We start from the raw sequence: 12,839 nt of genomic DNA, 5'->3' as shown, positions 1-12,839 counted from the left end.
AACCGGAGAACTCCCATGCTCAAGCGTACCCTGGCGCTCGCCGCCGGCCTTGCCCTGTCCTTTTCCGCCCTGACCAGCCACGCGGCGGATGTGCTGCGCGTGTCGGCCATTCCCGACGAAGCACCGACCGAACTGCTGCGCAAGTTCAAGCCGCTGGGTGCCTACCTGGAGCAGCGACTGGGCATGAAAGTCGAGTTCGTTCCGGTCGCTGACTACCCGGCCGTGGTCGAAGCACTGGCGACCGACCGTCTGGACATGGCCTGGCTGGGCGGCTTCACCTTCGTGCAGGTCAACCTCAAGACCGGCAACGCCGTGCCTTTGGTGCAGCGTGAGCAGGACGCTCAGTTCACCAGCAAATTCATCACTTCCGACCCGAACGTGAAGAGCCTGGCCGACCTGAAAGGCAAGACCTTCGCCTTCGGCTCCGTGTCGTCCACGTCCGGCAGCCTGATGCCGCGCTACTTCATGCTCAAGGAAGACATCAAGCCGGAAACCTTCTTTAGCCGTGTGGCCTATTCGGGCGCGCATGACGCCACCGCTGCCTGGGTTCAGGCGGGCAAGGTCGACGCGGGTGTGTTGAATGCCAGCGTGTGGGACAAGCTGGTCGCCAACGGCAAGGTCGACACCAGCAAGGTGCGCGTCTTCGCGACCACGCCAACCTACTTCGATTACAACTGGACCGTGCGCGGCACGCTGGACAAAGGCCTGGCGGCGAAGATCAAGCAGGCATTCCTGGACCTGGACCCGGCCAACCCGGAGCAGAAAGCGATTCTTGATCTGCAGGCCGCCAGCCGCTTCATCGAGACCAAGCCGGAAAACTACAAGGGCATCGAAGAGGCTGCCCGCGCTGCCGACCTGCTGAAATGACGCTGCGCCTGTCAGGGATAGACCTGCGCCACAGCAACGGCACGCTGGCACTGCGCGGCCTGGAATTGAGCATTGCGCAAGGCGAGCGGGTGGCGATCATCGGTCCGTCCGGGGCAGGCAAGACCACGTTGCTCAACCTGCTGGCCAGCGCCCTGCCGCCCAGCGCGGGGCAACTGGAAATACTGGGGAGCAGTCCCTGGCAGCTTTCCAGTCGGCAGCGTCAGCAATTGCGCCGTCGTATTGCGCTGATCCATCAGGCCCCGCCTCTGCCGCCGCGTCAGCGCGTGGTGACGGCTGTGCTGGCTGGCAAGCTCGGTGAGTGGGGATTGGGCAAGTCGTTGCTGAACCTGTTGCATCCACTCGACGTGCCGGGCGCACGCAACGTGCTGACGCGCCTGGACCTGGCGGACAAGCTGTTCGTGCGCTGTCAGCAATTGTCGGGCGGGCAACTGCAACGGGTCGGCATCGCCCGCGCCTTGTATCAGGCACCGGAGGTGATGCTGGCGGACGAGCCGGTGTCGGCGATGGACCCGCGTCTGGCGGACCATACGCTGTCTTTGCTGTGCCAGCATGCCGTTGAGCATGGCGTAACGCTGGTCGCCAGCCTGCATGCGGTGGAGCTGGCCTTGACGCACTTCCCTCGCATCATCGGCGTGCGTGACGGGCAGATTCATTTCGACCTGAGCGCCACTGACGTCAGCCGTGAACACCTTGAGACGCTGTACGCCAACGAACAGTTGAGCACACCGCCCAGCACCGAAGCACCCGCCGCAGCACCCTGGACGCCGCGATGCTGAGTCGCGATCGCCGCGACCCGGCTGCCCTGCCGCGTGTGTTATTGGCGCTGCTGGCCGTCGCACTGCTCTGGCCGGGCATCCGCCTGGCGGAGCTTGATCCCACCGTTTTACTGCAACCGGAAAACGCCCGGACGATGGGCAGCTTTGTGGCCGGTTTTTGGCCGCCCGCCCACGACCCCGAGTTTCTCTCGCTGCTGATCGAGGCCACCCTGCAAACGCTGGCGATTGCCACGGCGGGCATGGCGCTGGCGTTGGTGCTGGCGATACCGGCAGGCCTGTTGGCGAGCTCGGCGCTGTCTCTGTCGGCCGCCTCGCGTGCAGGCCAGCCCGGCTGGCTGGGTCAATGCGTGCGCTGGCCGGTGCGCGGCCTGCTGATCTTCCTGCGCAGCGTCCCGGAGATCGTCTGGGCGCTGCTGTTCGTGCGCGCCGTCGGGTTGGGGCCGACGGCGGGTGTGCTGGCCATCGCCATTACCTACGCAGGCATGCTGGGCAAGGTCTACGCCGAGATCTTCGAGTCCGTCGATCAACGTCCGGCCCATGCCCTGATGCAGGCAGGTGCTGGACGATTCGCAGCGCTGGCCTACGGTATCCTGCCCAATGCCGCTGCCGAACTGACGTCGTACACGGTGTACCGCTGGGAATGCGCGGTGCGCGCGTCGGTGGTGATGGGCTTCGTCGGCGCGGGTGGGCTGGGCCAACAGATCGACCTGTCGATGCGCATGTTCGCCGGGGCCGAAGTGGCGAGCATGCTGCTGACCTTTCTGGTGCTGGTGCTGCTCGCCGATCAGTTGAGCCGTCTGCTGCGCGGGAGGTTCACATGAAACGGGCGGGCAACTGGCTGTTGCTGATCGCGATTGTTGCGGCGGTGATTGGCTCTTTCGTTTATCTGGGCATGGACCTTTTCAGCCTGAGCAGCCAGGACAGCCTGACGCAAATGGGCCGCTACGCCTTGCGCTTCATGAGCCCGGACTTGAGCGCCGATCACTTGCAGGCCATCGGCAAGGGCGCGCTGGAAACCCTGGCGATGTCGGCGCTCGGCACGCTGCTGTCGGTGATCGGCGGGTTATTGCTCGCCCTGCCTGCTGCCGGTCGCCTGGGCTGGCCGCTGCGCAGCCTGAGCCGTCTGCTGCTCAATGCGCTACGGGCCATTCCGGAGTTGGTATGGGCAGTGCTGATGGTGTTGGCCGCCGGACTTGGACCGAACGCCGGCACGCTGGCGCTGGCGTTGCACACCACGGGCGTGTTGGGTCGGTTGTTTGCCGAAGCACTGGAAAACACGCCTCCTGAACCTGCTGCTGCGATTCGTCTGCAAGGTGGCAGCGCGTGGCAAGCGTTCTACTACGGCACGCTGCCCAACCTTTGGCCGCAGCTGCTGGCGTACACCCTGTATCGCTGGGAGAACAACATTCGCATGGCGAGCATTCTTGGGTTCGTTGGCGCGGGCGGTCTGGGACAGATGCTGTATGTCAGCCTCAGCCTGTTCCAGGAAGCCCAAGCGAGCACCGTCATCCTTGCGATGCTGGTGCTGGTGTTTGCGGTGGATGCACTAAGCAGCTGGAGCCGTCAGCGGTGGGTGCGTGGCTGATCACCAGAGATACGCGGAACCTACTGAAGAAACGCAATTTTGTGGGAGCGGACTTGTCCGCGAAAGGTCGGTACATCCGACGCAGATGCAGCGGCTGCAATTCTGGATTCGCGGACAAACCCGCTCCCACCAAGTTTGCTGCGAGACAGCGCTAGCTGGGGCCTCCAACAATCAAGTGATCGCGGGTAGCAGGCGCTGTGTCGGATGCGCAGACACAATCACCTGCTCGCCGCGAGCCCTCTGGACTCAATACCCCAACGACAACCCTGTGTTACGACGCGGGTCATTGGCACCGTAGAAACGGTTGTTGCCGACCGGTTTGCCGTCCAGCGACGGTGCGCCCACCAGAATCGCCGCCACATGGTTCATGGGCTGCGGACCTGCAAACTTGTGGCCCCAGCTTTCGAGGATCTTCAACGTGTCCGGGCTGACCGCGAAGGTGTCCAGATTGGTCGTGTCCGGCTGCCACTGTTGGTGGAAACGAGGTGCATCGACCGCTTCCTGAATGTTCATGCCGTAGTCGATGACGTTGAGCATGGTCAGCAGGGTTGCGGTGATGATGCGGCTGCCGCCTGGCGTGCCGACGACCATCACGGTTTTGCCGTCCTTGGTGACGATGGTCGGGCTCATCGACGACAGCGGCGTCTTGCCCGGCGCGATGGCATTCGCTTCGCCCTGCACCAGACCGTACATGTTCGGCACGCCGGGTTTGACCGTGAAATCGTCCATCTCGTCGTTAAGGATGACGCCGGTCTTGCTGGCCATGACGCCAGCACCGAACCAGTTGTTCAAGGTGTAAGTCACCGACACCGCATTGCCCCATTTGTCGACAATCGAGTAATGCGTGGTGTTGCTGCCTTCATGCGGCGCAACGCCTGGTTTGATTTTGTTCGAATCACCGGCTTTATGCGGATCAATGGCCGCACGCAGTTTGTCGGCGTAGGCAGGGTCCAGCAAATGTTCGGTGGGGTTCTTGACGAAATCCGGGTCGCCCAGATAGCTGTTGCGGTCCACATAGGCGTGGCGCATGGCTTCGATCTGATAGTGCGTGCCCTGCGCCGAGCGGAAGCCCAGCTCTTTCATCGGGTAGCCTTGCAGGATGTTCAGGATCTGGCAGATGACCACCCCGCCGGAGCTCGGTGGCGGTGCCGACACCACGTGGTAGCCACGGTAGTCGCACTCGATGGGGGTCAGTTCGCGCGTCTTGTAATGGTCGAGGTCGGCTTGGGTGATGATGCCCTTGCCCGCCTGACTGGAATCGACCAGCGCCTTGGCGACCCAGCCTTTGTAGAAACCGTCGCTGCCCTTTTCGGACACTTCACGCAGGGTTTTGGCCAGGTCTTTCTGCACCAGCTTCTGGCCAACCTGCATCGGCTGGCCCTTGTCGAGGAAGATCGAACCGGAATCGGCCATGTCCGCCTTGAACACGTCGGTTGCGGTGTGCAGCATGTCGATGTCGCCCTGGCGCAGGGTGAACCCGTCTTCCGCCAGTTTGATGGCCGGAGCGATCACGTCTTCGCGCTTGCGGGTGCCGTATTTGCTCAGCGCCAGCTCCATGCCGGACACGGTGCCGGGCACGCCGACGGCCAAATGGCCCTTGGCGCTCAGGTCGGGAATGACATTGCCATCCTTGTCCAGGTACATGTTGGCCGTGGCGGCCAGCGGCGCCTTTTCGCGGAAGTCGATGAAGGTCTTGCGGCCATCGGCCAGCTGGACGGTCATGAAACCGCCGCCGCCCAGGTTACCGGCTGCGGGGTATACCACCGCCAACGCGTAACCGACTGCAACCGCAGCATCAACGGCATTGCCGCCATCCTTGAGCACATCGACACCCACGTGCGTGGCCAGATGCTGGGCCGTCACGACCATGCCGTTTTCGGCGGCAACCGGGGCTTGTGATGCAGCGAATGTGGGGGAATACACAACAATCAGTGCCGTCGCAATCAGCGATCTGGCGAGGGGTTCGAACTTCATGAGCAGTCTCTTCTTCCTGAATCCGGGACGTTTGACAGCCACTGCCCATGTGAAGGGCCCTGGCGCTGCACCACCTCCCCAAGGCGTACCTGCGTCCTTGCGGTGGTCGAACCTGATCAAAGTAGCGGGTCCTGACGCGTTTACCTAGCGCAAAAGACCAAACGCACGCCAAAGCGCCTTGCGCGGGAACGTGCGTTGGCCTGCGCTGACCTCACCCCTTTCTGCGATACCCCTCAATGATCGCCGAGAAGTCTTTGCCACCCTCGCCACGCAAGCTCATGGCCTCATACAACTGGTGCGCAACCGCCCCCAGAATCACCGGCTGATGGACCGACCTCGCCGCCTCGGTCGCAAGCCCCAAATCCTTGAGCATCAGTTCGGCACCGAACCCGCCGGTATAACCGCGCGATGCCGGAGCGGTTTCGACCACGCCGGGCCACGGGTTGTAGGCTTCCGAGCTCCAGCAGCGGCCGGTCGAGGTGTTGATGATATTGGCTAAGACCTGCGTGTCGATACCCAGCGCATTGCCCAACGCCATCGATTCCGACACGCCGATCATCGAGATCGCCAACAGCATGTTATTGCAGATTTTGGCGATCTGCCCGGTGCCGACGTCACCGCAATGCACGATGTTGCGGCCCATCTGCTCCAATACTGGCTTGAGCGTTGCGAAATGTTCAGGTGAACCGCCGACCATGAACGTCAGGGTGCCCGCCTGCGCGCCGCCCGTACCGCCGGATACCGGCGCGTCGCCCAGCACCACGCCTTGCTGCGCAGCGACAGCGGCGATGTCACGGATGGTCTGCGGATCAATGGTGCTGCAATCCACTGCAGGCGTGCCCGGTGCGATGCCTTTCAGCACGCCGTCGTCATTCAGGTACACGCTGCGCACGTGGGCTGCGGCAGGCAGCATGGTGATGACCAGCTCACTGCCCTCAGCCGCTTGCCTAGGTGAATCGCTGATGTGCGCACCCAGTTCGGCAAATTCCGCCAGCACGGTTTTGTTCAGATCAAACAGCTGCAACGAGTGCCCGGCGTTGATCAGGTTGCGGGCCATCGGTGCGCCCATGTTGCCCAGACCGATGAATGCGATATTCATTGTTATTCTCCTTCGCGGGACTGCTTCAGGCTCAGCGCAGATTAATGGTGGTGTTGACGCCGTCGTTCATGCTGTCGTCATCGAACCAGCGGCTGGTGACGGTCTTGGTCTGAGTGTAGAACTGCACCACTTGTTTGCCGTATGGCCCCAGGTCGCCCAGCTTGGACCCCCTTGATCCGGTGAAGCTGAAAAACGGCACCGGCACCGGAATCGGAATATTGATACCCACCTGACCGACGTCGATTTCACTCTGGAACTTGCGCGCCGCCGCGCCGCTTTGGGTGAACAGGCCGGTGCCGTTGCCGAACGGGTTAGCGTTCACCAGCGCGATGGCCTCATCCAGCGTATTCACTTCGATCACCACCAGCACTGGGCCGAAGATTTCCTGGGTGTAAATCTGCATGTCGGTGGTGACGCCGGAAAACAGCGTCGGCCCGATGAAATTGCCACCCTCATAGCCCGGCACCGAAACGTCCCGGCCGTCCAGTTCCAGCGTCGCGCCTTCACGCACGCCGCTTTCGATCAGGTCGACGATGCGCTGTCGGGCGCGTCGGGAAATCACCGGACCGATGTCAGTGTCAGGCTCATGACCGGCATTGACCTTAAGCTTCTGCGCCAGCGCCTTGAGGTCCGGCAGCCATTGCTTCGAGGCGCCAACCAGCACCACCACCGAAGTTGCCATGCAGCGCTGACCGGCCGCCCCAAAGCCTGCGCCCACCAGCGCATTGAGGGTCTGCTCGCGGTTGGCGTCAGGCAGCACGACCGCGTGGTTCTTGGCGCCCATCATGGCCTGCACGCGCTTGCCGTGCCGCCCCGCCAAGTCATACACATGGGTGCCGACCGCCGTCGAGCCGACGAAGGAAATGGCTTTGATGTCCGGATGCGTGCAGATGGCGTCAACGACCTCCTTGCCGCCATGCACGACATTGAGCACCCCGGCCGGAATGCCCGCCTCGACCGCCAGTTCCACGAGCAGCAGGGTCGACAGCGGATCCTGCTCGGAAGGCTTGAGTACAAAAGTATTGCCGCAGGCGATGGCCATCGGGAACATCCACAGCGGGATCATCGCCGGGAAGTTGAACGGGGTGATGCCAGCGCAAACACCGATGGGCTGGCGCAGCGTGTAGGTATCGACGCCACTGGCCACATTCTCGGCAAACTCGCCCATCTGCAATGTGCCGATCGAACAGGCATGCTCGACCACTTCCAGGCCACGAAAGATATCGCCCTCAGCATCGGCTACGGTCTTGCCCTGCTCGGCACTGAGCACCGCCGCGATGCGTTTGGAATGCTCGCGGATCAACGCCTGCAACTTGAGCATGATCCGCATGCGGGCGCCGATTGGCGTGTCTCGCCAGGTGCGATACGCCTTGTGCGCGGCAGCCACGGCCGCGTTCACTTCGCTCGGCGTGGCGAACGGCACTTGAGCCAATACTTCCTGCGTCGCCGGATTGACGATGTCCTGCCACTCGCTACTTTGCGAATCGACCCATTCACCGTCGATGAGCAGTTTCACGCGAGCCACGGCCGTATTGTTCTTGTTCAGTGAGGCATTCATTTTCAACCGTTCTCCCTTCAGGCAAACCGGACTCGCCGGGCACTCGATGTGCGGCTGTCACGGCCTCCCTGACAGCGTTGTTGTCGGATGGTCAGAGGGCGTGCTTTGGAGTATAGATGTGCAAACTTCTAACAAGAACGCACATAAAAGCAGGCTCAACATGCAAAAAAACATCACATCCCTGGGGCTGTTGAACTGGGATGACCTGAAGTTTTTCCTTGAAGTGGCACGCACCCGAAAAGTCAGCAGCGCTGCAAAACGTCTCGCGGTGGACTACACCACCGTGTCGCGACGCATCACCTCGCTGGAAAACTCGCTGGGCACGCTGCTGTTCGAAAAGTCCCGCAACAACGGCTTCATCATGACCGCCGAAGGGCAGCGCCTGCTGGGCTATGCCGAGTCCATCGAAAGCACGCTGCACCTGGCCTGCGAACAGGTTTCCGGCTCCAGCGTGGCGCTGTCCGGGCACATCCGCATGGGCTGCACCGAAGGCTTCGGCAGCTTTTTCATCACCCCGCAACTGAGCCACTTCCTCGACGCCTACCCCAACATCTCGGTCGACATCCTGCCGCTGCCGCATTTCATCAGCCTGTCCAAACGCGAAGCCGACATCGTCATCGCCCTGGAACGCCCGGAACACGGCCCATATGTGTGCTGCAAACTCTGCGATTACAGCCTGCGCCTGTACGCCACCCAGGACTATCTGGACAACCACCCGCCGATCCAGCGCAAGGAAGACCTGAGCCAGCATCCGTTCATCAGCTACGTTGACGACCTGGCCTTCAGCTCCGAACTGCTCTACCTCAGCAACCTGCTCCCCAACGCCCAGGCGCAACTGCGCAGCACCAGCGTCATCGCCCAATACACCGCCGCCCTGCAAGGCCGCGCACTGGCAATTCTGCCGTGCTTTCTGGCGTCACAGGATCCGCGGCTGGTGCCGGTGCTGGTGGAGGAAGTGGAGATTGTTCGGCAGTTCTGGATGTACTGCCGCGAGGATCTGAGGAAGCTCAAGCGGATTACGGTGTTGTGGGATTACATTCGGGAAGTGACGGAGTTGAATCAGGGGTTGCTGCTGGGGGAAACCCGTGCCGTCCGCTTCCTTCAGTGACAGATTTTCAAGGAGTCAGGTAGCTGCATCGTAACGAGGTGAGCAGGCGTTGGCTAACGGTTTGTGACACTGGTTGGTACAGGACTTGTAACACCTGAAAGCACTTTGATTGGTTTAAACCATGCAGCGATGACATGCGGGTTATGCCAGAGCAACTCGATTAGCTCCCCCCAACGATCCCTGCGACAGGTCCACCTCTGAGGAAGCCAAACCTGGAAACTGATGTCATTCCGAAATCACTAACAAGCTGTTAGTCTTCGGTAGGGTGGCGAGGTAAGCAATTATTCATCGCTAAGCGCATTGCACGCCATGCCCCATGCTCAGCTCCCTACTCCTAAATTCGGGGGCTAGGCTAGCATTACGCCGATGAACGTCTGCCCGGACGCAGTACGACAGAAGCATCTGACATAATTTTATGTAGGCTATGAAGAAAGGGACACAGGGATGAATTATCTACAAAGCATAGCGTATTGGTCTGATGACAAATGGCGTGAATTTGGTCTGGAATTTCTTCAGCAGGCTGGATGGGATCGTGATTGGGTATCTGATTTTGATGTATTCAGCATTGAGGGAAAAAGGTTTCTCGTAAGTTTCAGGCACAACATTAAAAGTGGTCCCATTGGCACTGGTATTGAAAAAGATTTAGTTTCGCGCATGCGACGTGCCGATGCAGAGGGATTTATTGGTTTTTATTCCGGGGATTTTACGACCAGCCTGCAGGAGCGCATCAAGGTTTTGAGCAGCCACGCAGTGTTAGTGAGCGGCGTCCAAATATCAGTACTGCTGCCATATTCCAGCTCTTGCTTTATTGATCGATTCTTTGGTGATAGAGACCCTGACTGGAAGTGGAGTTGGAATTACTACTTCAATAAATCGACCAAAGCGGACTATAAACCACTTCATTGTATGTGTGGATGTAAGAAGGACACACTGGAAGGCCCTCATACAATAGGCAGATCAGCTGCTTTTGTCCATCTTGCGCAAGGCAAACTGTATTTCATATATGGATTCAAGGATTGTATATTCAAAGTTTGCGAAGACAACACTTCGTGCGGCTGGCTTGAAATCAATCAAATATTGCACCCTGATCAGTTCAACTCCTGGAATGCTCAACTCCAGAACTACCTAGTTGACAATCCAAGTCTTGATTTGAGTGAGTATCATAACCACAAGCGACTCTTCACTTCGAGAATATTGCAGCGTATGCGATCTGTCAATGCTGGCTTCTTCCTACAAGCTGAGGAATTTTGATGAATATCTTCAGCCAACTTAGTTCTCACCAATGGGAATATTTCGCGAACTACTACTTAAGCAGTCAAGGGTACACAGTATTAGAGCACCCATCAGTGGGCCCAGATCAAGGAAAAGATCTGATCGCTCAATTAGATAATGTAACGTACTTAGTTAGTTGCAAGCATTTCTCCCGATCCCAGCGACCGGTTTATGCTGGAGACGAGTGTTCAATCCTTGACAGATTAACACAGCATGGAGCTCAGAAATTTATTGGCTTTTATTCAACATCTGGAAGCGAGTCTCTTTCTGAAAGCTTGGAGGTGGATGGAGTCGAATATATTATTTTTGACGGACTATCTATTTTTGAAAACATGGTGGACGTGTCATTCTCCGTACATCAAAGCTTGTTCAGAAAGACTATAAAAACCAAGACTTTTGGCCAAGAATATCGCCCGCTATTGTGTCACTGCGGTTGTGGCAGCGACCTTCTCAGCTTTGAGAACGCTTTGGTCTCTGGTGTTTATCTAATGATTGAAGAACAAGGAATCAGTATTCAATGGCGCCTCATCGAACACATTAGTTATTCACCCAATATAATATCAACAATTACTAATATTGAGAGCTGCTTTTCACTTCGCGGACTAAACGTACTCATAGACGAGCATGAGCGGATCTTAGAAGGCGCCTCTGAAGTCTCGCCGGTATTTGATGAGATGTACTCTGCATTTCTCGAAGTTGTTCATCAAATGATTTATCCTGTCGACTGACATTCTGAACGGATCGGCAACATGGGGCGATCCGTTAACCTTTTGTCTGGGCGTGCCGGGGAGTAACAAATGAATGTAGCAAAAGACAGATGCCGCCTGGAACAGGGAGTTGACGTGCTACACTTCTTACTGGCCCCTACCCCAGTACCTACAGCGTGCTCGATGGCCTAACTGTGATACCGGGGATTGCTACAAGGCTATTCGTAAGTGATCCATGATCCCCACATTCCAAGCCCGCATTTGATCCCCGATGCTTCGCTCCCGATCTCTTTCTGGAGCCAGCCCCGCCATGATGCGACCCGACGCCAAAGTCGAAAAAGTGTACCTCTACCCCAAGCCGGTGGACTTTCGAAAATCCATCGACGGCCTAGCCGCATTGGTCGAACTGGATATAAAAGTGGCCGTGTTCGATCCGGTGCTTTTCGTCTTTCTCAACAAGTCCCGCAACCGCGTGAAGATCTTGTACTGGGAGCGCAACGGCTTCTGTCTTTGGCTCAAGCGCTTGGAATCCGAGCGCTTCAAAACGTCGCCCGATGCCACGGACGAGGCGATTATCCTCAGCGTCCAGGAGCTGAACTGGCTGCTCGACGGTTTTGATCTCTGGCGCAACCGTCCTCATCAAGTTTTGACGCCGCGCTACGTGGCGTGACTCGGTATAATCCGGGCCATGATTTCTCTACCCGACGACCTTCCTGATGATCCTGTTTTGCTCAAGCAATTGCTGCTTGAGGCACTCAGCCGCCAGGAAGAATCGGCGCAAGCTTATCAGACCCACATTGTCGACCTGAAAGAACAGATCAAGCTGTTGCGCGACCGTCTATTTGGGCGCAAGTCCGAGCAAACCGTTGAGCCCAACACGCCGCAATTGGCCTTGTTCAACGAGCCTGAAAGCGAACCCATGCCGCTAGTTGGCGACGCTGATGAAGAAGTCGTTGCACCGACACCTCGCCGTGGCAAACGCAAGCCGTTGTCGGCTGAGCTGCCGCGTATCGAAGTTATCCATGAACTGCCCGAACACGAGCTGACCTGTGCCTGTGGTTGCCGCAAACATGCCATTGGCGAGGAAACCAGCGAGCAACTGGATATCGTGCCGATGCAGATCCGCGTCATCAAACATATCCGCAAGATCTACGCTTGCCGAGGCTGCGAAACTGCACCGGTCACCGTCGACAAACCGGCCCGGTTGATCGAAAAAAGCATGGCCAGCCCCAGCGTGTTGGCGATGTTGCTGACCACCAAATATGTTGATGGCTTGCCGTTGCACCGGTTTGAAACGGTGCTAAGCCGACATGGCATTGATATTCCGCGCCAGACTCTCGCGCGCTGGATCATCCAGTGCAGCGAGCACTTTCAGCCACTGTTGAATTTGATGCGCGACCGATTACTGGAAAGTCCGGTGATCCATTGCGATGAAACCCGCGTCCAGGTGTTGAAAGAGCCGGATCGAGACCCGACCAGTCAATCCTGGATGTGGGTGCAAACCAGTGGTCCGCCGGATCGAAAAGTCGTGCTATTTGATTACACGTCCAGCCGTGCGCAGGAGGTGCCGTTGCGTTTGCTGGAAAGTTATCGTGGCTATGTCATGACCGATGATTACGCTGGCTATAACGCCTTGGCGTTGCAGCCGGGCGTGGAACGCTTGGCGTGCATGGCCCATGCACGACGTAAGTTCGTGGACGCGCAAAAAGTGCAACCCAAGGGCAAGACGGGACGTGCGGATATCGCGCTGACGATGATTAACAAACTGTATGGAATCGAGCGTGAACTCAAGGTAGCCAGTGATGAACAGAGGTTTATCGCCCGCCAGGAAAAGAGCCTGCCGATCTTGGGTCAGCTGAAAGTCTGGCTGGA

The 12,839-nt window shown here is 58.5% G+C and carries 12 protein-coding genes; 9 read left to right on the top strand and 3 right to left on the bottom strand.

What is annotated here, in order from left to right; all coding sequences use genetic code 11:
* Positions 1–15: 15 nt before the first annotated feature.
* From ALP40_RS11950 to phnE, 4 genes are read left to right on the top strand one after another with little or no spacing between them, the layout of a single operon-like run.
* Complete coding sequence (locus tag ALP40_RS11950; RefSeq protein WP_122208479.1) at positions 16–867, top strand: putative selenate ABC transporter substrate-binding protein; 852 nt, start codon at positions 16–18, stop codon at positions 865–867.
* Positions 864–1,664, top strand: a complete 801-nt coding sequence (locus tag ALP40_RS11945) for a phosphonate ABC transporter ATP-binding protein (protein WP_122208478.1) — start codon at positions 864–866, stop codon at positions 1,662–1,664. Before ALP40_RS11950 ends, ALP40_RS11945 begins: the two co-directional genes overlap by 4 nt.
* The gene (locus ALP40_RS11940; protein WP_122208477.1) at positions 1,658–2,485 is read left to right on the top strand and encodes an ABC transporter permease; all 828 of its coding nucleotides are present in this window, start codon (positions 1,658–1,660) and stop codon (positions 2,483–2,485) included. The genes ALP40_RS11945 and ALP40_RS11940 overlap by 7 nt, the downstream gene beginning before the upstream one ends.
* Complete coding sequence (gene phnE / locus ALP40_RS11935; RefSeq protein ID WP_122208476.1) at positions 2,482–3,249, top strand: phosphonate ABC transporter, permease protein PhnE; 768 nt, start codon at positions 2,482–2,484, stop codon at positions 3,247–3,249. Before ALP40_RS11940 ends, phnE begins: the two co-directional genes overlap by 4 nt.
* Before the next feature lie 246 nt (positions 3,250–3,495).
* On the opposite strand, the gene ggt is transcribed toward phnE, so the two are convergent.
* The 3 genes from ggt to ALP40_RS11920 all read right to left on the bottom strand — a co-directional run bounded on the left by ggt (position 3,496) and on the right by ALP40_RS11920 (position 7,880).
* Positions 3,496–5,223, bottom strand: coding sequence for a gamma-glutamyltransferase (ggt, locus tag ALP40_RS11930; RefSeq protein WP_122208475.1), 1,728 nt, complete (start codon positions 5,221–5,223; stop codon positions 3,496–3,498).
* 211 nt (positions 5,224–5,434) lie between these two features.
* Complete coding sequence (gene mmsB / locus ALP40_RS11925) at positions 5,435–6,322, bottom strand: 3-hydroxyisobutyrate dehydrogenase (protein WP_122208474.1); 888 nt, start codon at positions 6,320–6,322, stop codon at positions 5,435–5,437.
* A gap of 31 nt (positions 6,323–6,353) precedes the next feature.
* Positions 6,354–7,880, bottom strand: coding sequence for a CoA-acylating methylmalonate-semialdehyde dehydrogenase (locus ALP40_RS11920; protein ID WP_122208473.1), 1,527 nt, complete (start codon positions 7,878–7,880; stop codon positions 6,354–6,356).
* A gap of 160 nt (positions 7,881–8,040) precedes the next feature.
* On the opposite strand from ALP40_RS11920, the gene ALP40_RS11915 reads away from it, so the two are divergent.
* The 5 genes from ALP40_RS11915 to tnpC form a co-directional block, all read left to right on the top strand.
* A complete protein-coding gene (locus ALP40_RS11915) occupies positions 8,041–8,988 on the top strand; it encodes a LysR family transcriptional regulator (RefSeq protein WP_122208472.1) in 948 nt (315 codons plus the stop codon).
* Between the two features lie 444 nt (positions 8,989–9,432).
* Entirely contained in the window at positions 9,433–10,239 is an 807-nt protein-coding gene (locus tag ALP40_RS11910) for a hypothetical protein (protein WP_122208471.1), read from the top strand.
* Complete coding sequence (locus ALP40_RS11905) at positions 10,239–10,988, top strand: restriction endonuclease (protein ID WP_122208470.1); 750 nt, start codon at positions 10,239–10,241, stop codon at positions 10,986–10,988. Before ALP40_RS11910 ends, ALP40_RS11905 begins: the two co-directional genes overlap by 1 nt.
* 289 nt (positions 10,989–11,277) lie before the next feature.
* Entirely contained in the window at positions 11,278–11,637 is a 360-nt protein-coding gene (gene tnpB, locus ALP40_RS11900; RefSeq protein WP_244651899.1) for an IS66 family insertion sequence element accessory protein TnpB, read from the top strand.
* Positions 11,638–11,655: 18 nt separating this feature from the next.
* Positions 11,656–12,839, top strand: a 1,184-nt coding sequence (tnpC, locus tag ALP40_RS11895; protein WP_122208569.1) for an IS66 family transposase, incomplete at its 3' end; no start/stop codon positions are given.

This window comes from Pseudomonas viridiflava, assembly GCF_003702045.1.
Classification (GTDB): domain Bacteria; phylum Pseudomonadota; class Gammaproteobacteria; order Pseudomonadales; family Pseudomonadaceae; genus Aquipseudomonas; species Aquipseudomonas viridiflava_C.
The sequence above is the reverse complement of the archived record's forward strand: the minus strand, read 5'-3'. Positions and strand labels throughout refer to the sequence as shown.

What these genes read in the sequence shown, in the direction of transcription:
- ALP40_RS11910 (WP_122208471.1), top strand. Translation starts at nt 9,433, where the DNA reads ATGAATTATCTACAAAGCATAGCGTATTGGTCTGATGACAAATGGCGT.
- phnE (WP_122208476.1), top strand. Translation starts at nt 2,482, where the DNA reads ATGAAACGGGCGGGCAACTGGCTGTTGCTGATCGCGATTGTTGCGGCG.
- ALP40_RS11950 (WP_122208479.1), top strand. Translation starts at nt 16, where the DNA reads ATGCTCAAGCGTACCCTGGCGCTCGCCGCCGGCCTTGCCCTGTCCTTT.
- ALP40_RS11945 (WP_122208478.1), top strand. Translation starts at nt 864, where the DNA reads ATGACGCTGCGCCTGTCAGGGATAGACCTGCGCCACAGCAACGGCACG.
- tnpB (WP_244651899.1), top strand. Translation starts at nt 11,278, where the DNA reads ATGATGCGACCCGACGCCAAAGTCGAAAAAGTGTACCTCTACCCCAAG.
- ggt (WP_122208475.1), bottom strand. Translation starts at nt 5,223, where the DNA reads ATGAAGTTCGAACCCCTCGCCAGATCGCTGATTGCGACGGCACTGATT.
- ALP40_RS11920 (WP_122208473.1), bottom strand. Translation starts at nt 7,880, where the DNA reads ATGAATGCCTCACTGAACAAGAACAATACGGCCGTGGCTCGCGTGAAA.
- mmsB (WP_122208474.1), bottom strand. Translation starts at nt 6,322, where the DNA reads ATGAATATCGCATTCATCGGTCTGGGCAACATGGGCGCACCGATGGCC.
- ALP40_RS11940 (WP_122208477.1), top strand. Translation starts at nt 1,658, where the DNA reads ATGCTGAGTCGCGATCGCCGCGACCCGGCTGCCCTGCCGCGTGTGTTA.
- ALP40_RS11905 (WP_122208470.1), top strand. Translation starts at nt 10,239, where the DNA reads ATGAATATCTTCAGCCAACTTAGTTCTCACCAATGGGAATATTTCGCG.
- ALP40_RS11915 (WP_122208472.1), top strand. Translation starts at nt 8,041, where the DNA reads ATGCAAAAAAACATCACATCCCTGGGGCTGTTGAACTGGGATGACCTG.